16 protein-coding genes, 1 tRNA gene and 1 other RNA gene are annotated in these 22,076 nt (G+C 40.6%); 6 read left to right on the plus strand and 12 right to left on the minus strand.

Annotated elements, in window-relative coordinates:
- Positions 1–18 precede the first annotated feature (18 nt).
- The 7 genes from PR766_RS02525 to dnaQ all read right to left on the minus strand — a co-directional run bounded on the left by PR766_RS02525 (position 19) and on the right by dnaQ (position 11,465).
- The gene (locus PR766_RS02525) at positions 19–1,254 is read right to left on the minus strand and encodes an HlyD family efflux transporter periplasmic adaptor subunit (RefSeq protein ID WP_154636337.1); all 1,236 of its coding nucleotides are present in this window, start codon (positions 1,252–1,254) and stop codon (positions 19–21) included.
- Between the two features lies 1 nt (position 1,255).
- Positions 1,256–3,472, minus strand: coding sequence for a type I secretion system permease/ATPase (locus PR766_RS02530; protein WP_154636336.1), 2,217 nt, complete (start codon positions 3,470–3,472; stop codon positions 1,256–1,258).
- 3 nt (positions 3,473–3,475) lie between these two features.
- Positions 3,476–4,735: a TolC family protein gene (locus PR766_RS02535; protein ID WP_154636335.1), complete on the minus strand. Its 1,260-nt coding sequence runs from the start codon at positions 4,733–4,735 to the stop codon at positions 3,476–3,478.
- Between the two features lie 82 nt (positions 4,736–4,817).
- Positions 4,818–8,885, minus strand: a complete 4,068-nt coding sequence (locus PR766_RS02540) for an Ig-like domain-containing protein (RefSeq protein ID WP_154636334.1) — start codon at positions 8,883–8,885, stop codon at positions 4,818–4,820.
- A gap of 65 nt (positions 8,886–8,950) precedes the next feature.
- Positions 8,951–9,460, minus strand: coding sequence for an OmpA family protein (locus tag PR766_RS02545; RefSeq protein WP_036967256.1), 510 nt, complete (start codon positions 9,458–9,460; stop codon positions 8,951–8,953).
- A gap of 1,044 nt (positions 9,461–10,504) precedes the next feature.
- A tRNA-Asp gene (locus PR766_RS02550) sits at positions 10,505–10,581 on the minus strand.
- 122 nt (positions 10,582–10,703) lie between these two features.
- The gene (dnaQ, locus tag PR766_RS02555; protein ID WP_036961895.1) at positions 10,704–11,465 is read right to left on the minus strand and encodes a DNA polymerase III subunit epsilon; all 762 of its coding nucleotides are present in this window, start codon (positions 11,463–11,465) and stop codon (positions 10,704–10,706) included.
- 54 nt (positions 11,466–11,519) lie between these two features.
- Here dnaQ and rnhA point away from each other — a divergent pair, with 54 nt between their 5' ends.
- Positions 11,520–11,990, plus strand: a complete 471-nt coding sequence (rnhA, locus tag PR766_RS02560) for a ribonuclease HI (RefSeq protein WP_006657236.1) — start codon at positions 11,520–11,522, stop codon at positions 11,988–11,990.
- Positions 11,991–12,002: 12 nt separating this feature from the next.
- Here the strand turns inward: rnhA and PR766_RS02565 are convergent, their stop codons facing one another.
- Positions 12,003–12,728 carry a class I SAM-dependent methyltransferase gene (locus PR766_RS02565; protein WP_006657235.1) on the minus strand — a complete coding sequence of 242 codons (726 nt, stop codon included), beginning with the start codon at positions 12,726–12,728 and terminating at the stop codon, positions 12,003–12,005.
- A gap of 36 nt (positions 12,729–12,764) precedes the next feature.
- Here PR766_RS02565 and gloB point away from each other — a divergent pair, with 36 nt between their 5' ends.
- From gloB to PR766_RS02585, 4 genes are all read left to right on the plus strand, one after another.
- Positions 12,765–13,517, plus strand: coding sequence for a hydroxyacylglutathione hydrolase (gloB, locus tag PR766_RS02570; RefSeq protein WP_006662758.1), 753 nt, complete (start codon positions 12,765–12,767; stop codon positions 13,515–13,517).
- Between the two features lie 82 nt (positions 13,518–13,599).
- Positions 13,600–14,979, plus strand: coding sequence for a murein transglycosylase D (gene mltD, locus PR766_RS02575; RefSeq protein WP_036961894.1), 1,380 nt, complete (start codon positions 13,600–13,602; stop codon positions 14,977–14,979).
- A gap of 525 nt (positions 14,980–15,504) precedes the next feature.
- A complete protein-coding gene (gene tomB / locus PR766_RS02580; RefSeq protein WP_006662760.1) occupies positions 15,505–15,873 on the plus strand; it encodes an Hha toxicity modulator TomB in 369 nt (122 codons plus the stop codon).
- A 72-nt stretch (positions 15,874–15,945) separates the two neighbouring features.
- Complete coding sequence (locus PR766_RS02585; protein ID WP_004905417.1) at positions 15,946–16,149, plus strand: HHA domain-containing protein; 204 nt, start codon at positions 15,946–15,948, stop codon at positions 16,147–16,149.
- A 357-nt stretch (positions 16,150–16,506) separates the two neighbouring features.
- On the opposite strand, the gene ffs is transcribed toward PR766_RS02585, so the two are convergent.
- Positions 16,507–16,603: signal recognition particle sRNA small type (ffs, locus tag PR766_RS02590), an RNA gene on the minus strand.
- A gap of 160 nt (positions 16,604–16,763) precedes the next feature.
- Positions 16,764–17,222: a YbaY family lipoprotein gene (locus PR766_RS02595; RefSeq protein ID WP_006662761.1), complete on the minus strand. Its 459-nt coding sequence runs from the start codon at positions 17,220–17,222 to the stop codon at positions 16,764–16,766.
- A 238-nt stretch (positions 17,223–17,460) separates the two neighbouring features.
- Between PR766_RS02595 and tesB the strand changes: the two genes are divergently transcribed.
- A complete protein-coding gene (tesB, locus tag PR766_RS02600) occupies positions 17,461–18,327 on the plus strand; it encodes an acyl-CoA thioesterase II (protein WP_154636333.1) in 867 nt (288 codons plus the stop codon).
- A gap of 146 nt (positions 18,328–18,473) precedes the next feature.
- On the opposite strand, the gene PR766_RS02605 is transcribed toward tesB, so the two are convergent.
- The gene (locus PR766_RS02605) at positions 18,474–20,255 is read right to left on the minus strand and encodes a SmdB family multidrug efflux ABC transporter permease/ATP-binding protein (protein ID WP_036961890.1); all 1,782 of its coding nucleotides are present in this window, start codon (positions 20,253–20,255) and stop codon (positions 18,474–18,476) included.
- Entirely contained in the window at positions 20,252–21,997 is a 1,746-nt protein-coding gene (locus PR766_RS02610) for a SmdA family multidrug ABC transporter permease/ATP-binding protein (RefSeq protein WP_036961887.1), read from the minus strand. Before PR766_RS02610 ends, PR766_RS02605 begins: the two co-directional genes overlap by 4 nt.
- Between the last annotated feature and the right edge of the window lie 79 nt (positions 21,998–22,076).

The following is a 22,076-nucleotide window of genomic DNA, read 5'->3' on the forward strand; positions in this document are numbered from 1 at the left end:
ACGGCATTTAGAGGATGATTAACGTTCTGTCATTGCCTGTTTCATACGCGTGATTGGCTTAATAAGATAATCAAACACACTTTTTTCGCCTGTTTTAATATCTACTGATGCCACCATACCCGGAATTATTTCCATTTTCTGGTTATTTTTGTCTAACAAATAATTGCTCTCTGTTTCGACAAGAATTCGGTAGAAGGTCTCATCTGGATTGAGCTTTAACTCACTGCGACGTGTATCATTACTTAGCGTGTCTGGGCTGATTAACTTCACCACCCCATTTAAACCACCATAAATAGCGTAATCATAAGCAGTCACTTTAACAACCACAGGCATACCCGGTCTTAAGAATGCAACATCTTGTGGGCGAATGTACGCTTCGACCATGAGTTTGTCATCCAGAGGGATGATTTCAAGAATATCTTGCCCCGTGTTAACCACACCGCCAATCGTATTGATCTTAATATTTTTTACGATGCCGTGAACGGGGGCGCGGATCTCCGAGCGTGCCACCGGATCTTCACGCATACTCATGCTCTCTTCCGCTTGATCCAACTCCGACTCGACTTTGATTAATTCCGCATTAGCTTCCGCCAGATAGTTATTCATGCGTTCGTTGATTTGGGTTGCCAACTCAACAGATTGTCTTTCCATTCGCAGGATCTCCACATTGGAAACTAATCCTTCTTTCGCCAACGGCTTAGTGATCGCGATTTCTCGATCCAATAGCCCTTTGCTTTGACGTAAACCTGCTATCGCTTGGTCGCGCTGAGTCTTTTTCGCGTTGTAGGCATTACGTTCGCGCGCCACTAATTCTTGATCCGCTATCTTTGAAAAATCAGGCTCTTCGTTACGAGATTCCCCTTTCAAACGCGCTGAGATAACCTCTAAGTTTTGTACTCGAGCTTGGCTTTCACGTAATAACGCCCGACTACGAGCATCATCCAACTTCAGTAAAATTTGCCCTTTTTCAACAATATCCCCTTCTTTAACATACATTTCTTGGATATTACCTGGGTCGATACTCTGAATGACTTGCTCACGGCTACTGGGGATAATGGTTCCCTGCCCGCGAATAATCTCTTCTAAATTACTGTTATACGCCCAGATGATAAAAATCGTCAGCAATAGCGCCAAAAAGATAATAGGCAGAAACAGTAAATTGCTACGTTCTTTTTTCATCACGGATGCTAAGTCATGAGAAAAATCGTTAGAAATAGTACGCTGCTGTTTAGACGCTTTACCATAATGATCCATTTTAAATCGCCTCTTCTTCTTTTGTAACGGTATGTCTAACTTGAGAAACAACGCGTACTTGTGGTGCCTGCTGTGGCGCAGGTTTATCGGTAGAAACAGTGTCTACTGGCTGCTCCGACTGTCCTAGCATTTTTAATACTTTCTGCTTAGGACCATCTATTAAGATTTTGCCATCGTCCATCACGATAATTCGGTCAACTAAACGTAAAATAGGTAATTTATGTGTCACGACAATCAGCGTTTTGTCCTGAGTCCACGCCTCCAGTGCATCCAGAACCAATTTCTCAGTATCCACATCAATGCCCGTGGTGGGTTCATCCAACAGCACCACATTTGGGTTATGTAAGGTTAACTGCGCCAGTGCTACCATCTGTTTTTGTCCGCCCGATAGCCCTAGTCCATCCTCCCCCAAAGGCATATCTAAACCGGCGGGATGCTGACGAATAATTTTATCAAGCTGGAAACGCTTAAGTGCACGCACCAAATCGTCATCACTTGAATAGCCATCAAGGCGAGCCAAATCCAAGTTTTCACGTAAGGTTCCAAAGAATAAACGCGGCTTTTGAGCCAGCATACCAACTTTGCTTCTGAGGAAAATCGGATCAATTTGGCGAATATCGAGGTCATCTAAGCTGATATTTCCTTGCTGTTGCTCATACAGACCAGTCAATAGCTTCAGTAATGTACTTTTCCCGCCACCAATTTTACCGAGGATCGCGACTTTCTCGCCCGCTTTAATCTCTAAATTAATGTTGTTTAATGCTGGCTGCCCATCTTTATTATATTGATAAGTCACATTGGTCAGTCGTAATGCGCCATTAACAGAAGTCGGTGAAATGTATTTTTTGTGATCTTCGCGCTCTACGGGGCGATTAAAGATATTTTTAACGCCCGCTAATGCCATACGCGCTGATTGAAAACGTGTTGCCAGCCCTGCAATTTGCCCCAGTGGCGCTAATGCTCGACCGGATAAGATCACACTGGCGATCAATGCCCCCATCGTAATACGCGAGTTCACATCATTCGCGTGGATCAGGTAAGTTCCCAAGCACACTAAACCGACGGTATTGAGCTGCTGCATCGCCGCACTGAAGTTGACCATAAAGTTGGTCAGGTTACGCACGGCAATGGATGAAAATGCGGTTTTCTCTGTAAGCATTTCCCAACGCTGTTGTGCCCAATTCACGGCATTATTCAGTTTTAAGGTTTCGATCCCTTCAATGGATTCAACTGCTAGACCTTGGCGTTGAGACGTTTCTTTCATTGAGGCGTTGATCCCTTTTGCTAATGGCTTTTGGATCAAAAGACCCGCGATCACCACAACCGGAATAATGGTCAGTGGCACTAACGCTAAGTATCCACCAATGACGCTGATCACACCGATAAACAGCAAAATAAACGGCAGATCGACGAGCGCTAATAAGCTCGCGCTGGTCATGAATTCACGAATGGATTCGAAGTCACGTAAATTGTTGGCATACGATCCTGATGACGCTGGGCGCTTATCAAGGCGGATCCCCATCACGCGATGGAATAGCATGGCGCTGATCACGATATCCGCTTTTTTTCCTGCGATATCTAATAAGTAAGATCGCAGCATTTTGGCGAGAAATTCAAAGCCAATGGCAAGCACAACACCGATGGTCAGTACCCATAACGTTTCGTAAGCTTGGTTTGGGATCACACGGTCATACACGTTCATCACATACAGGGAACTAATTAAGGCTAATAAGTTGATGACAAACGATGCGATGATCACTTGGTAGTAATATTTTTTATAGCGCCAAATCACTTTCCAGAAGCTGCTGGTTTCATATTTATCAATTTCCGAACGGGTTTCTGAACGAATATTACGTTTAATAAACCAGCTATAGCCGCTGTAGTTCACTGCCAGATCTTGCACGCTTAATGTTTGACGTAAGCCTTCTTCCGTTAAGATCTCGAAATGACGCCCATTTTCCCCATCTTCAATTTTGCTGATCACCACTGATTCATTATTTGCCAATAGCGCCAGAAACGGCGCCGCAATCGTCGGGATCTTATGCAGATCGATTTCAATGATCTGGTTATCAAATTGGTGGGAATTCAACACATTTACTAACGAGGCATAATCGAAAGACTTCGACTCAGTACGCTTGGTTTGTGCTAATAAGATTTCCGGTGAAAGGGTATAACCCAAACGCTGGGTGACTAATGATAGGTTATTAATAATATTCATAATTTATCTTGAAGCCAATTCTTGGTTCATCCATGCAGACATTTTCGCCTGCACGCTGAGGTAATTAAGTGTCGCGTCACGGAAATCGTTTTGTAAGATAACGGCGCTGGTTTGAATGCTTGCAAGCTCGTTATACGCATCGAGCAAATCAATTAAAGTACGGCGGTTGATGGTGAATTGCTTTTCATAGTTACTGATCACCACTTTTTGTTCTGCGATATAGGCTTTTGCTATGTTTCCTTGCTTTTCACTTTGCGCCATATTGATCGCCGCAGATTGACTCATTTCTTTAATTTCACGGAATGTCTTCTTAATACGCTCATTCGCTGCCGATAAGGCATATTCTTTTTGTGCTTGGCTGTAATAGCTGGCTTGGTCGAAAATATTCCAAGAGACCCGTAAAAATACTTCACTGTTATCGGGGGTGGCACTGACTTCTAAATTCAATGCTGGCTTTCTCATCGCACTCGCAACTTTAACGTCTGCATCGAGACTTTGAGCATCCGCTACTTGGGCTTTATAGCTTGGATTATTCTCTAAGTTATCATCTTGGAATCTCGCCAGAATTACACCACTCGTTGTCGACCTGAAGGGATCAACAAATTGGTCTACAGTGAGCTGGCGCTGAGTCAAAATCGATAATTGGCTCAGGGCTAAATTCAGGTTTCTTTCTGTTTCGGCGCGGCTCATTTCCACTTTTAAGGTGCGCGCTTTCACTTGTGTTAGCTCACTCATTCGCCCCGAATCATGTTGGACGATGGTAGTCAGCTGCTTTGCAATTTGGTGATGACGAACGAGGTTTTCATCAATAACATCAAGGGTTTCTTTGTGGCGCAAAACCTGTAAATAAAGCTGACTAATGCGCACACTGATATCTTCTTGAGAAAGAATATATTGGTTTTCGTAGTAACTTTGCTTGGACTGTTCGCGGTCGACACTCGCTTCAATCCCCCCCCAAGAATAAATATTCATGGTCGCTTTGGTACCGAGGTGAAACCCCGATTCCATCGCGTTACTTTCATATTTGTGTTGCTGCGCAAGAGGCTGAGCTCCCATTAAACTGACAACAGGATAATGCCCAGCTTCCGCTGCACTAACGTTGCTCTGCGCCGCTTGATAATTGGCATAAGCCTCTTGAACTTCTGGGGCACTATCGAGTGAATCTTTTAATAGCTTTTTTAATTCAACTACATCTGCCACAGCAGAAAGAGAAAGCATCTTCACAAAAACTAACGCTAAGATGCCATTAATCATAGATTTCATAAATTTGGCGCAAAGTAATAAAACAGGGGTTGGCGACGTAAAATATTGAGGGCTACTGATGAGCAACCCTCTATAAATAGTCTTAAATAATGGCGTTTTGAGTTTCTTGTAATGCATCTAATGATGAATGCATGAAACCAGTAGAGTGGCTGGATGTTGCATTGACATCATGATCCCCCCCAGATAACTCCATTGCACTTTCTGGTGAGAACAATTTCAGTGCCGTTAAATCAGCATCATTTAAACCTGTATGACCAGATTCTTTTAACTTACTGATATCCACTGAAATTGATGATTTACCATTGGTTCCATCGTTATCCGTTAGTGTCAGTGTGAAGGTCTCTTTTTCCATTCCAATTGGACGTGTTGTCCCCGGACGGTAGGTTAATTGACCAAAGTTTTTCTCACCTAACGAGATAGAGAGTAAGCCGCCTGCTTCAGTTTTAATGGCGACTTCACCGCCACCGAAATCTGCCCAAATACTCTTATCTTTACCATCAGAGGTAATAGAATTAGTTTTTGGATCATATTTGTAGGTATTACCATCCACTTCAATACTGATTGATTTCATGCCATCGGCACCAAAGCTTAAGGTTTTTTCATCTTGACTATTTTTGGAGAAACTACTTTCAATCGTATTTTCGCTAGGAACATATTTTTCTAATATGTTTGATAACGAACTCATATCTTTCAAGACGATAACATCACTACCATCATTATCTTTGCCTTTTTGACCATCAAAAGCGATAGGCTTAATAAACTCTTCGCCCGTTTTACCATTGGAGCTATTGAGCATATCCTGACCAATACCAATCGCAACTGAACGAATTCCTTTTTCAGTTAAGAAAGCTTTCCAGCTATCTTCACCAATATCAGAATTAGGGCTACCGGGAATAAAACCATTTGGCGATGTTGGTGCAATGCCATTGCCCACCAAAGGATCTTGACTACCTTCTTGGTTACCAAAGTTTGGAATACCATCAGTGATTACAAACAATGTGTTATCCAATTTCCCACTAATATTCTTAGCATCCAGTGGCTCCATTCCACTGCTGGATGGTTTTTGGAAAATACTAATAATTTGTTGCAAAGCAGCATCATAGTTCGTATCTACCCCAATAACTTGATGGTCAGGGCGTAACTCTTGATAACCACGCAATCCTTCAACAATTTTTCTCGCATCCGCGATTGAACACCAATAAGGTTGATCCATTGGATACCCTTTAATGGCACCAATTGCTGACGCTTGTTTCGCAAAGCCATTCATACTCACGCGGACTTCTCCCGCATCAGCACTATTTAACCTTTCTTCATAGCTATTAAGTACACTTTCAATTGAGTCTAATGCTGCGTCATATCGCGTTTTCATGCCTGAATGAGTATTGCCACCTTGAATCCCACTATCATCCCTTCCCATACTGCTGGATAAGTCTAATGAGATAATTAAGTTGGCGTAAAAAGTGTTGTCTGCTGGCGGCTCTACTGATAATTCAACATCCGCGGCACTTGGCTTATCATCATGCACCACGATTTCTGTTTTCACTTCATCTGTGCCGTTGTTAACACCAAACTCAATATTCAGAGAATCTTTACCCTCTGGGTGGTCAACAAGACCTTTTAGGTTAACTTCATAGTTAACTTTTGTGTTGCCATCTGCTGTTGGGGTATCAGTGACTTTGACAGAAATAACCTCTTTCCCATCTGGCGTTTTACCCACAAAACCGTTATCCGAAGGCTCCCATTTAATGGGTTCGCCACCAGAAGTTAACTTGGTTGTCGGCTCGATGATCTTAATATCGCTTGGTGTTGTTGGTTTATCCGTTGGGTTAGATAGCTCGATAACGCCATTTACAGTCACAGACGATTTATCACCAGCCGTGCCATCTGTTCTTAACCCTTTTTCATAAACTTCTGTCGGCGTAGTCTGTGTTGGCACAATATCAATTGTGATGGTAGCGGTATTCGAGATACTGCCATCTTTATCTTTCACCGTATATGTAATGGTATCTTGACCTGTTGCACCTGGTTTTGGTGTATAAATCAATTTACCATCCACATCGAACGTAGCAGTACCTTTGCTTCCGTTCTTTTCAATATGCAGAGTCGATTTATCCAATTCCCCATCAGGATCTTTATCGTTAGCCAAAACATCAATTGTTGTCGGTACGCCTTGCTTAGTTTTACCATAATCGTCACCTGCAACAGGCGGCTCATTGATCGCAATGGTCACAGTAGCTTCATTGGATACGTTGCCATTCTTGTCTTTGACTTGGTAAGTAATGGTATCTGTACCTTTAGCTCCCGCATTCGGTGTATACACCAGTTTACCATCGACGATATCTACTTTGCCTTGTGCTGGCTGGTCCACGATAGTCAGTGTAGTTGGATCAAGATCTTTATCTAAATCAGTATCATTTGCTAATACGTCAATAGTCACTGAAGTGGCTTGATTTGTTCTTGCTGTGTCATCATTCGCCACCGGAGCGGCGTCGATTTCGATGGTCACCGTCGCTTCATTGGACACATTGCCGTTCTTGTCTTTCACTTGATACGTGATGGTGTCGGTGCCCACTTCCCCTGCTTTCGGGGTGTACACCAGCTTGCCATTCACAAATTCCGCGGTGCCTTTGTTACCGTTGGTGATAATAGTCAGCGTGCTTGGGTCGATATCGCCATCAAGATCTTTATCATTGTCTAACACGTCAATCGTGACGGGCACAGATTCTTTGGTCGCAGCCGCATCATCATTCGCCACCGGAGCGGCGTCGATTTCGATGGTCACCGTCGCTTCGTTGGACACGTTGCCGTTCTTGTCTTTGACTTGATACGTGATGGTGTCGGTGCCCACTTCGCCCGCTTTCGGGGTGTACACCAGCTTGCCGTTCACAAATTCCGCGGTGCCTTTGTTACCGTTGGTGATAATAGTCAGCGTGCTTGAGTCGATATCGCCATCAAGATCTTTATCGTTGTCTAACACGTCAATCGTGACGGGCACCGATTCTTTGGTCGCAGCCGAATCATCATTCGCCACCGGAGCGGCGTCGATTTCGATGGTCACCGTCGCTTCGTTGGATACGTTGCCGTTCTTGTCTTTGACTTGATACGTAATGGTGTCGGTGCCCACTTCGCCCGCTTTGGGGGTGTACACCAGCTTGCCATTCACAAACTTCGCAAAACCTTTAGCACCATTAGTTTTAATTTCTAGAGAACTATGGTCAACGTCTCCGTCTTTATCAGAATAGTTGTTTTCCATATCGATAGTGACAGGCTTGGATTCTTTGGTTGCCGCAGAATCATCCTTCGCCTCTGGTGCAGCATCAATTTTTACCGTAATAGTGGCTACGTTAGACTCATGACCTGCACGATCTTTTACTACATAAGTAATGGTATCAATACCATACTCGCCTTTGTTTGGCGTATAGACTATTTTTCCATCTTTACCGATTGTCACCGTTCCTTTGGAACCCTCTTTGACAATACGAATAGAATTAGGATTTAAGTCACCATCAACATCACTATCATTGGCGGTAACATGGATAGAAATGGGGGTATTATGCTTAGTATGCGCAGAATCATCACCCGCAATAGGTGCATGATCAACCACTTTGGAGTGACCACCGCCACCACCACCGCCGCCAATTGCAATAGCAGGAATTCCAATGAGAGGAACCAACGCTGCTAACCACCATGGATTAAATGCCCACATTGGCGGTAGTGCATCGCCGCCGATAGCTTGCCCTGTAGCCTGGCCATCAGCCAGTTGGCTTATTGCATCTGCCTTTACAGCGCTTTCAGGAACATATGGGAAATATTGACCATTTTCATATTGGCCGATAATTAGGTTTGCATCACCTTCGTGGTAGCCAATGGCACCGTTTTCAGCAAAGTAATTTTCAATAATTAAATCAGGGCTTTCTACGTCACCACCTTCAAATGCAATGACAAGATTTTTATCTACGCGCTTAACCGCGATATTTTCTGGCGCGAATTGTGTACTTTCATCAATTAATAAATAATTTACATTTTTTTGTGCATTAATATGCAGTGGTTGTTTTAATTTACCTGCGCCGTTTTCTCCACCAGTGACAGAATATTGCTCAATCGTCTCTTTGCTATTATTAACTTTAATTGATATTTTTTTAATAGACATAGTTATCCATTGCCTCGTATCAGACAATTATTTATTGAATTAAATTTAGCTTAAGAACGTATTAATTATTGGCAGCTTTGAGCTACATCCACACGCGGTAAAGTATGAATCTGAGTACTAACTTTTCCTTTAAATTCATTAACTTCTTTTTCTGTCATTGGTTTTAATGATACTGTTCCATTGGTTTCAATGACCAAGAACGCATAGGATTTTCCTGGCTCTAATGGCTTATTATCGATTTCGTTTAATTTAGTATTATAGCGTTCGCTAACGTCTGTCTTATATGCAGTAAAATTGTTGTTTCCAGAGCACAATTTAATTTGTTTAGTCGCATTAGGTTCTAATGAAGTGAGATACTGTTTATTCACGAATATATTAATTGTTTTCCCTTCAACTTGATTATCTATTCTATAGAAGGAAACCAATGCTTTATTATTTTCAACTTCCTTGCTCTCTTTGAGAATATTCTTATTCTTCCAGCTCTCGTTATTATATCCGTGAAGTCCTTCATTACGCACACAGCCAGTCAATGCTGCAATGCATAATAACATTACAACGCCAGTAAACTTTTTCATATTAATCCTTTCAACGCTATGGTGTTTTATTTATGCAAAGAAAAATCCCTCTAAGCTATATTAGAGAGAATAAATAGTTTAGTAATTTGAATAAATATTAACGCTTGGAATTATTTAACTTCCAGCTTAAAAATAAATGTTTATCGTTATTTTTCGACTCAACTAATCTATTAAATGGATGATTGAAATACTTTGTTACATGATGAAAACTTCAGCATTATATCGTTGAAAGTTGACATGCGTCAATTTTCACCCCCTAAAACCTACCAATCGCAAGAAAAGATATCATTTTTAGTCGCTATTCTTTCAATTAAATATCAACTTATTGATTTTTATGGATTATAATCCATGTTAAATTTTTATTTATTTTTATAACCCATATGGTGTGTGAGAATAAAAACCATAAAATTAATAAAAATAAAAGCAAAAATCCAATTAAAAAGCAATGCAAAGAATATTATTTCAGCAAAAGACCATTTGAAAAAAATGGTCTATAGGCCATGTTAATAACTATTAACATTTTGATAAAAATACGCTAATACGAGTAAAACCTTCATTATAATAAGATACCTTTACTGCGTGTAAATCATAAGGCTATAGTTCTCTAATTAAACATTATTACAATTTAATCTTCTTTCAAATAATCTCCAGATACACTTATCAATATATATCAATTATTGCCCCTCATAATTTAACTTAATACTTAGAAATGAATTTAAATTAAGAATATTCCCTTATTGTTTCTAATTGAACCTAAGAATTATTCCTAGATTAGGAGAATAAATATTATTTAAAATAATCACATAATCCTATTTCAATAATCGAAAATAACCATGACCTACTATAAGATTAATTATTATCCTACACGGGCACAACGTCTTATCACTAAAGTGAAATAAATAGGCGCAAAGTCACCTTGAACCTATTGAAAGGGATTTGATGATGTAAGCATGCCATGCATGCTTCAAAACAAAAAAGTTAAACGATCAATAATTTTTTACGCAAAAAAAAGCCCCGAGTCATAAGACTCAGGGCTTAATAATGTGGCGGAACGGACGGGACTCGAACCCGCGACCCCCTGCGTGACAGGCAGGTATTCTAACCAACTGAACTACCGCTCCGAAGTTCCCTACTGGGAACGCCAAGCATATTACGAATACTTGCTATGACAGTCAATACTTTTTCTTGAAAAATCGTACGGTTGAGCAGTTTTTAGCCTTGCGAGATCACTAAATCACCACTCTTAATGTAGAACATCCTCATCTTGCTTAGTTTGCCGCCATAAACAAGGTTTACCCCCTTTTTTGTCGACTATATCTAAGCGAGCTTCATGCTCTGCTACTTCTTCATCAGAGGCATAAAGAATCTTTAATCCACTCACTGGTCGTTCAATACGTTGAATTGTATTAGCTTGTTCTGTATTGCTGGATTCAGACTCCATTGAAAATGCAAGGGAAGTCTGTCCCCCCGTCATCGCTAAGTAAACGTCAGAAAGAATCTCAGCATCGAGTAATGCTCCATGCAATGTTCGCTTAGAGTTATCAATTAGATATCTATCACACAGCGCATCTAAATTATTTCGCTTACCCGGAAAAATTTTTCGGGCTAGCACTAAGCTATCCGTAATCGTGCAAAATTCTGCTGTAGGCGGGATCCCTCTATTGAGTTTACGAAACTCATAATCCATAAAACCGATATCAAAGGGGGCATTATGAATAACAAGTTCTGCACCGCGAATAAATTCAATAAATTCATCCGCAATATCGGCAAACACGGGTTTGTCTTGCAAGAATTCATCACTAATACCGTGAACTTCAAAAGCTTCCGGATCAACAAGGCGATCAGGTTTAATGTACACATGGAAATTACGCCCAGTTAGTCGGCGATTAATCACCTCTACCGCACCAATTTCAATGATATTGTGCCCTTCATAATGAACACCAAGTTTATTCATACCTGTCGTTTCAGTATCGAGGACAATTTGTCGGGTTATCGCCGTGCTCATAATGTTTTTTTGTGTCAAACTAGAAGTTGATGAATAAGAAAGAGTGTAACAGAAATGACAAAGCAGGTAGAAATTTTCACTGATGGGTCTTGTTTAGGTAACCCAGGCCCCGGCGGATACGGTATTGTGCTTCGCTATCAGCAACATGAGAAAACACTCAGTGACGGTTTTTTCCTCACCACGAATAATCGAATGGAGTTACTGGCCGCAATTATTGCATTAGAGTCGCTTACTCGACCTTGCGATGTAATCCTAACGACCGATAGCCAATATGTACGCCAAGGGATCACCCAATGGATCCATAATTGGAAACGTCGCCAATGGAAAAAAGCAGATAAATCGCCGGTGGTTAACGTAGACCTATGGAAACGTCTCGATCAAGCGATTACTCGCCATACTATTGATTGGCGCTGGGTAAAAGGTCATGCCGGTCATGCAGAAAATGAGAAATGTGATGAATTAGCCCGAGCCGCCGCAAATGCTCCAACCAAAGAAGATACAGGTTACCAGCCAACTGAAGATTGATTACATTAAAATTTAACGAAACTGCTTCGATTTACTGATCTCTTTCGTTGCACCTAACGCTGTTGAAATTTTAACTTTTGGTTGCTTAAATTTCAGGGGCGTTGGTGTTAAAGGGTAAGTACGCTTTCTGGCAACAATGACACTCATAACACCCAGCCCTCCACAGCGCTTGTTCACGCGTTTTTCTGATGAAAGCCAAGGGAGAGCTTGGCAATTTCGGTGATATAGCACCTCATAATTGAGTAACCCTAGCCAATCAAATACTCTGAGAGAAGGGAAGAAACGACTGCAATAAGGTTGCTGCTTACGTAAAATTGGCACCAATTTAGCCATTCCAGCTAAGCTAAATGGGTTAAATCCTGAAAGAATTAGCCAACCATCATCAATCAAAACACGGTCAACTTCCCGCAAGATCCAATGAGGATCGTGACTATATGCCAACAAATGAGGCATTAAGCAAGCATCGATGACTTTGTCTGCAAACGGTAATGCTTCAGGATTTGCTGCCACGTCAAATAAATGAGGATCTTCACCTACGGTGAATTGATGAGGGATCATACACTCTTTAGTGTGGATTTCTGTACTCAAATGCCCTAATTTAAGCAAGTGATAACCAAACATTTTTTGCCACCAAGGCGCTAACTGTGCTTCCAATGCTTGGCGATAGTGTTCACCAAAAGGAATATCAGACCAACTGGCGGGCATTTGAATCTTTTCTTCAATACGCGCGGGTTTCATAACATTCCCCTTTTAAAAAATCGGATCGAGGTGATTATGGAGTTAATTCGAATTCCAGCGTTAAATGATAATTACATTTGGCTGCTGACAAACAACCAACAGTGTATCATCGTTGACCCAGCTGAGTCAGAGGCTGTTCTCGCAATATTAACGGCTAATCATTTGACCCCTGTTGCAATTTTACTCACACACCATCATAACGACCATACTCAGGGTGTTAAAGGAATTATTGCACAATATCCAAAACTCCCCGTATTCGGTCCCCAAGAAACACGCGTTAAAGGTGCCACAGAGCAAGTAAACGAGGGGGATTTAGTCGTCATTGATGATTTCAAATTTCAAGTCATTGGATTACCAGGACATACTCTTGGGCACGTTGGTTTCTACCAAGCTCCTTATCTATTTTGTGGGGATACTCTATTTTCCGCTGGTTGTGGTCGAATTTTTGAAGGTACCCCAGAACAAATGTACCAATCCATTCAAAAAATTGCTGCACTTCCAGATGAGACGCTTATCTGTTGCGCTCACGAATATACTCTGTCTAATTTGCAATTCGCACATCATATTTGGCCTGAAAATGAGATAATTACGAATTATTCCGAAAAAGTAAGAATACTGCGCAGCAACCAGCAAGCAAGTGTTCCTAGTACGTTGAAAACAGAGAGAAACATCAACATTTTTTTACAGTGCGACAACCCGAAATTACAACAAAAACTGAACATTAATGTGACAAATCCATCATTACGCGCTGTTTTCACTTTATTACGTCAATTAAAAGATGAATATTGATGTATAATCGTTGTCAATAGCAGTTAAAGCCAGTATTATCTGGTCAACTTTTAAACATCAAAAACAAAGAAAAACAGAGCTAATGAAGATAATCGCGACCCTCATCGCCATTGTTTTGCTTGCGGGCTGTCAAGGCACTTCCAAGGTCACCGTTAAGCAACCAAAATCTTCAGCCAATCACTCAATTGACACTGTTGCATCCCATAATCAGGCAGCAAGTAGACAAGCTTCTAAAGTCGATCATGACCTCTGGGGTTATATTAGTGGTGAGCTGAAGATGGATATCCCTGAGAATGCAACAATTAGGGAAATGGCCAACAATTACTCAAATAAACAAAGTTTTATCTATGACGTTGCAGTAAGAGCCGAACCTTACATGTACTTAATTGTAGATGAAATCAATGATCGCAACTTGCCGATGGAATTAGCCTTAATTCCAGTTATTGAAAGTGCCTATAACCCTAAAGCAACCTCCCCTGCACAAGCTGCGGGTCTTTGGCAAATTGTCCCCATTACTGCACGTTCTTATGGGCTAAAACAGACCCAATGGGTTGATGAGCGACGCGATGTTATCACATCAACAAAAGCGGCTTTAGATCTCCTTGAAAACCTAAACATTATGTTCGGTCACGATTGGGAACTCACGCTTGCTGCTTATAACTGTGGTGAGGGTTGCGTACAAAACGCCATTAAAAAGAATGAAGCCGCTGGCTTACCAACAGATTTTTGGTCTCTTCAACTACCTAAAGAAACCAAACAATATGTTCCAAAGATCCTTGCGCTTAGCAAAGTTTTGAGACAACCAGAACGTTATCAAGTCAGATTACCAAAAAGTAATAAAAATAGAGGGCTGACCCAAGTTGATGTAGGGCAACAAATTACACTAACTCAAGCGGCTGAATTGACAGGCTTAACGGAAGAATCCATTAAAACCTACAATTCGGGTTATACCCGAGGAGTGACATCTCCTAATGGTCCGCATTATATAATGTTACCAACTGCGAAAGCTGAACAATTAAAAGTTTCGTTAACTGATCAAGATGTCTTGAATGATATTCGTAATGCGGTTGCACAAAATCGTTATGCACAAGCGGCGCTCAATAACGTCCAAACAGCCAAGAGAAATTCAAAACAGAACAAAACCTTTAGCTATAAAGTCCGCAAGGGTGAATCTATCGCCAGTATTGCTAGAAAATTCAATACGACAGCGAAGAATATCCAACAACTTAATGGGTTAAAAACAGCAAAGGCGAATATTGTTCCAGGACAAACCTTAAAAATTTCAGGCACTTCCCCTACTAGTAATAGCCGTAAAGGTGGAACCTATAAAGTCAGAAAAGGTGACACTTATTACAGCATTGCTAAACGTCATGGGATTAAACTTAACGACCTGATGAATTGGAACTCTGGTGTTAAAATGGCGGATTTAAAACCAGGTGTTACACTAAATTTATATCTTTAAATTAAATATTTCAAAAATCCCCACAAAGGTTAAACCCTAGGGGATTTTATATTAAATAAAATTCAATGATTAGAAATAAACTATTTAATTAGGTTTAATCTCGATATCAATCTCGATCACAACTTGAGTTGTAACATATCATTTAAATACACTTCACTGCATAAACCGCACAATATCATTTACATTCTTCATTAGAGTATGATAAAAAATAAATAGCCCAATTTTTCCTACTCCACCAGCCAATGATCCCCTAAAAAAATCATTATTGGGTGGTGACTTATGTAATAAAAGTGCTATTATTATCCATGTGGCGAAAGCAATCTGAGCAACCAGTTTATATTTGAATATTACTTTTATATTAGTGATAATCTAAAAACTCTCTCAACTAGTGATAATCTGATATTTATCAATATATTAGCTATGTTTGTTTATATTGAAAACGGGTGCTTATATTCAGTTAATATGGCATTATTTTTGATACAAAAATACACAAAGTAAAAGTCAGATTCGCCCATGGAGGTGATTATGGATGAATACTCACCCAAGAAACATGATATAGCCGAATTAAAATATCTTTGTAACAGTTTGAATAGAGACGCTATATCAAGTTTACAAAAAACAAACACTCATTGGATAAATGATCTTAGTTCTGCACAAAGCATCAGTCTTAACGAGCTTGTTGAGCATATTGCAGCTTTTGTCTGGCGATTTAAAATCAAATATCCAAAAGAAAATCTCGTTATTTCTCTTGTTGAAGAGTATCTTGACGAAACATATAATTTATTTGGCAGCCCAGTAGTTACCTTCAGCGAAATCATTGACTGGGAAAGTATGAATCAAAATCTTGTCGCCGTGCTCGATGATGATCTAAAATGTCTGACAAGTAAGACTTAGTATTACCATTTACCTTTAATCCCACTATTGCATAGTATATTTTAGGTTATAGACACATAAAGAAAGGGCGTTATGACCAAATCCGATTATCTGATGCGTTTAAGAAAATGCACCACTATTGAAACACTTGAGCGCGTTATTGAAAAAAATAAGTATGAGTTATCCGATGATGAGTTAGAGTTATTTTACTCTGCCGCTGATCATCGTCTTGCAGAGCTCACGATGAATAAACTTTACGATAAAATTCCAGCATCTGTTTGGAAGTTTGTTAGATAAATACTTATTTACACGCATAGATAGTGAATGGTTATAGCCGGTAACTTTTTATCGGCTCAATGAAAATCCTTATTTCCCAAGTTAGTGTTCGATGAATACTGGCTCAATTCTTATATCCTTATATTTTTACCCTTTCTTAATCCCAATTAGTTTAACATTGCATGCGAGATAAAATTCATCGTTGACCATAGCAAATTAGTATTAAGAATAATAATCAATATCCTATTATTTATAATATATAAAGCTAAGCAGATAATAGTCAAAAATATCTACAAACGAACAACATTTGATTAATGTAAAAATATAGGCGTGAATATAAGAAAGGTATCAACGTTTTGGGAGTTTTTTGGGTGGGAGCCCTGCCAGCGACATCCCGGCACACACGACCCCTGCTATGGCTGCTTCCTTCCGGACCTGACCGAGTTAACAAGTTAGCGTTGCGGGAGAACCAACAGAGCCCCCATTGATTGCTTTTTTCAAAGCAGGGGCATTATGCTTGATAGATAGCTAAATAGCAAGAAAGCCGCTACCAAGTGCTGTTTTATTACACAAAAATCCGAATCACCGCTGAATAATAGATAGCGATAAAGAGTACATATTAGCAAGGAGCAACATCAGTTGGCAGGAACCAATAACAGATCTATATTCTTATAGATACCATTGTTGATCACTTCAGTAGGTGAGTCTGTAATATAAATTAATTTACCATCAACATATAGCGTGGCACTCACCGTAATTTTGGCTTGGCTTCTTATTTCATCCTTGTGGTAAGTCAGTTCATAAGGAATCGTCACTTGGTTATCCAAACTTGTGTAATGCTTTTGAGATAATATAAGCGCTGGTAACTCAACAAATGAATTGTCCGACATCGTGACGGTGAGGTCTACGTTTTCAGATAACCCCATACTTTTACCAATGATAATATTCCCACTAATAGTGCCAATATCGACCTTCTGGTTCTCATGACTACTTTTTCCTTTCACCCTTTTTTCTGGTGGGCTCGCATTGTTACCTTCACAACCTGCCAAGAAAATAAGCATCAACAAACTAATCATGTAGCGATGTAATGTCATAATAATTACCTATAGTTTTTTGATTTATTTAGACATTTTCATATGATTATTATTGATATATCAGAGTTTATCTAAACTTAGAAAATTATATCTAATACAAATTAAATAATGAAATTATATTTCAAATTGTAACCAAAAACGATTGTCAATTAATCAGTACATAAACAGCCTACCTATTTATGCAGATTAATGGGAAAATAGCCGCATCTGATATTTTTTAATCCTCTTCAAGGTGACCATGAGCCCAGAATTACAGAATTTAATCAGCCTAATTAAACTCGAAAAAATTGAAGAAGGTATTTTTCGGGGACAAAGCGAAGATCTTGGTTTGCCGCAAGTTTTTGGCGGGCAAGTTGTTGGACAAGCAATGTATGCTGCAAAACAAACCACGCCAGAAGAGCGGATTATCACTTCCTTTCACAGCTATTTTCTACGGCCTGGGGACAGCCAAAAACCAATTGTCTACGATGTAGAAATCTTGCGTGATGGTGGAAGCTTTAGTACACGCCGCATTAGTGCTATCCAAAATGGTAAACCTATCTTCTTTATGACGGCTTCTTTTCAAGAACAAGAAGACGGTTTTAACCATCAGAATCTAATGCCTGATGTTCCTACGCCAGAACAATTAATTTCGCAGGATGAAATCATTCAACGTTTCTCGGATCAACTGCCCGATGCAGTTAAAAAATATGCGTTACGACCTAATCCTTTTGAATTTCGTCCTATTGAGTTCTATAGCCCGTTTGATAGTGCACCTCAAGAACCCTTTCGCTATATTTGGTTTAAAGCCAAAGGTGAGCTCCCCAATAGCCCTGAGCTACATGACTACTTACTAGGCTATGCATCAGACTACAATTTCCTACCGGCCGCATTACAACCGCACGGGCGAGGTTTCATGGAGCGGGACTTGCAAGTCGCAACCATTGACCATTCCATGTGGTTCCATAGACCTTATCGCATTGATGAATGGTTACTATATGCCATTGAAAGCCCTTCCGCTTCCGGTGGGCGTGGTTTTGTTAAGGGGCAAATTTATAACCAGCAAGGAGATTTAGTGGCAACAACCGTACAAGAAGGTGTTATTCGTAAGAGAAAACCTCGCTAATACCCACTATCTCTTATCTCTGCTCATGAAATGAAAGTAAGCCATTACTTCTCAAGATATTAAGAGCCTCTACTACGAGGCTCTTTTATTTGATATCTCGTATAATACACCACGCTATTGGAGCAATATCTGTCAGTAAGCACTAACTAAACTAATAATGCTTCCGCTGCTTCATCACGGGAATTCAATGATTCGCCAACCTGCTGTAATTGATACATTTGATAATAGCGCCCTCCCTGTTGGAGGAGCTGAGTATGAGTTCCTTGTTCTACAATCATCCCTCGATGTAATACGACAACATGGTCTGCATCTACAATGGTGGATAAGCGATGAGCAATCACAACCAATGTAGTATTTTGACGAATAACGCGTAGTGCCTTCTGAATTGCCTGTTCGGTCCCCGAATCAATATTCGCGGTGGCTTCATCCAAAATCAAAATTTTCGGCGTTATCACCAGTACTCGAGCCATCGCCAATAATTGGCGTTGCCCCACAGATAAAGTATTCCCTTGTTCACCTAATAAAGAGTCTAATCCATCCGGTAATTCACGAACATGTTGAGCTAATTGTACGGTTTCAAGCACTTCCCACACTTTTTCTTGGGAAACCTCACGCCCTAATGCCACGTTATCAAAAAATGAAGCCGCCAATACAACGGGATCTTGCTGTACCATGGCAATACCATTGCGTAATACTTGATGAGACAGTGAGTTTAGGTCTCTCCCATCCAGTAATATTTCCCCTTCTTGCCACGGGTAATAACCCATAATTAAGTTTGCGATAGTGCTTTTCCCACTACCCGTATGCCCAACCAATGCAACAAAATGGTGTTCAGGTACAGACAAATTAATATCATCAAGGACTTTTTTATCTGCACGATAAGCAAACGAAAGATGCTTAATTTCAATCGCCCCACCTTGCAATGGCGCAATATTTTCGCCATACCCTTGCTGTGGACTATCCATTAATTCAAAAACACGTTCACCGGAGACAACCGCTTGTTGCAGCATCGATTGTTGAGAAGTTAATTCAATGAGTGGTTCGTTTAATCGTCCCAAATAGTTAATGAAAACATACAGGACCCCAACCCCAACGGTGCTGGTTCCGTCAAACCCAAATAGCAACAACAATCCACACAGTACACAAGCGGAAAACAGGCTTAGTAACGGTCTGAGGAGTAACCCATCCAATTTCAATGCTTTCATTCTTGAATGGTAATGATCTTCACTCGCAGACAACATTTTTTGACCAAATCTCGCTTGTTGTAGAAATTGTTGAATGACTGTCATACCGTTAATAACTTCATTAAAGCCGTTATTAATATCCGCTAAATATGCCCTAACTCGGCGTACAATTGGTGTACTTAGGCGTTGATAAACCAGCATAACAACCAGTACCGCTGGAAATATTAATACTGCAATGGACGCCATTTTCCACTCTAAAGAGAACATCGCCACTAACATAGCGCAAATCAATGCTAAGCTACGAAATACGGTTGGTACGACCATAACAAACAGGTCTTTGATGACTTCAGTGTCGTTAGTCACTCGGGAAATAATCTGCCCTACGGGTTGCTTATCAAAAGCACTCAAAGGCTGGCGTAAAGCCGCATTCATCACATCCGTTCGTAAGTTTTGTACCACACCAACAGAAGCTTGGTTAAACAGTATTTTTTGATAGTAATGGAGGAGTGCGGCGATAATTTGCAATGCAATAAATCCTATCACCATATATAACGTAAGCGGCATGATAATCTGTTTTTTTGCCACCATGTTGTCAATAAAGTAACTAATAAGTAAGGGTCCACTCACTTCTGCTGCGGCTGCCAGCCACAGCATCGTTATCGCGATCCCCATAGTCCTACGGTAAGCTTTACCATAAGATAATAAGCGTTTTAGTGCCGGCCATAGCGGCTTTTTCTGGTTCATAGGTCACCATCCAAAGCAGCTTCAATTTGCTGATAATGATACATATCACTGTACCAACCTGATTCCTTAACTAACTCTTTGTGAGTTCCCTTAGCAACAATCCCACCATGACATAACACGAGGATATTATCAGCATCGACCAAAGCAGATAAACGATGGGCACTAATAATCAAAGTTCGCCCCTGTCTCCAGTCACTCAAATTTTGCAAAATAACGTGTTCCGTTTGCCCATCTACCGCAGATAACGCATCATCCAAGACCAATATCTCGGCATTTTTCAAAATGGCTCTCGCAATGGAAATGCGCTGTTTTTGCCCACCGGAAAGCATGACTCCACGTTCTCCCACTTGGGTTTGATACCCTTCAGGTAGCCGTAGAATATCTTCATGAACACAAGCAATACGAGCAGCATCTTCTATTTGTGCCATAGTGGCATCTGGCTGCCCAAGAGCGATATTATTTGCCACTGTATCCGAAAACAGGAAAGCGGATTGATTGACGATAGATAGCCTAGCCCGCCATTCATCGAGCTGAATATCAGTAAGTGGCTTATGCTGATAACTAATTTCGCCATCACTCACATCAAAATGACGTTGTAGTACAGTAATTAGTGTCGATTTACCGGAACCCGTTGGTCCACATAAACCAAGAAATCCACCAGGCTTCAACGTAAATTGAATGTCTTTCAGAGCATACCGCTGAGTTTCAGGATAAGAAAACGTTCGGATATTCACACTTAACTCGCCTTTTTCAGCGAGCAAACTTTGGTTACCATCTTTAATCACTAATGGCTCATTGAGTAAACTTAAAATTCGGCTATAAGCTGCACTACCACGCTCAACGATATTAAACATCCATGCAAGCGCTAACATTGGCCAAATCATCAAACCTAAGTACATCACGAAACTGGTGAGCTCCCCGAGAGTCAAGGTATCATTCAATACCATCCAGCTCCCACCAGCTATGGCTAATAGGTTTGCCATACCAATTGCCATAAAAATGGTCGGGTCAAAGCGAGCATCAATCTTTGCGACATGCATATTGCGTCGCCCTGCTTCAGTGGCAACTTGTTCAAACTGGTTAGATTGATGATCTTCCAGACCAAATGCTTTAATCATTCGAATGCTGGTTAAGCTTTCTTGAGCATGGTTATTTAAAGAAGAGAAAGCGCCCTGAGCGTGTTTAAAGCGGTGGTGAAGTTGGTCGCCATAGCGCTTAATAACCAATGCCATAATAGGCATAGGGATCAGGGCAAGCAGTGTTAATTGCCAACTAATTTCAATACTCATCATGATAAGGACAGCACATCCCATCACTAAAGAGTCTACAAGGGTCAGCACCCCTTCCCCCGCAGCAAATACCACGCGGTCGACATCATTCGTAGTCCGAGCGATAAGATCGCCTGTACGATATTTCAAATAAAATGGTTGGTTTTGTAAACTGAGTTGTCGATAGATTTGTTGCCTCAACTGAACGGCTAACTTATAGGAAGCACCAAACAACCATAACCGCCAAACATAACGTAACCCATAAACCGTTAAGGCAATAGCTAACATCGATAAGACGTAATTAACAAGTTGTTGATTAGTCATCGAGCCTTTACTTATGCCGTCCACAATCACACCAACGAAACGTGGAGGAATTATCTGTAGAATGGCAATGACCACAAGAAAACAAATAGCGCCGAGATAACGACGCCATTCGCTTATAAAATACCAACGTAACTGTGAAAATAATCGCACGTATTACTGCCTTGAATGATGTTAGTAACTGCCTACTTTCTTTATTATTAATGACTTTGTGTTTTAGCCTATATTGCAC

This window comes from Providencia sp. PROV208, assembly GCF_028479465.1.
Lineage (GTDB): Bacteria > Pseudomonadota > Gammaproteobacteria > Enterobacterales > Enterobacteriaceae > Providencia > Providencia alcalifaciens.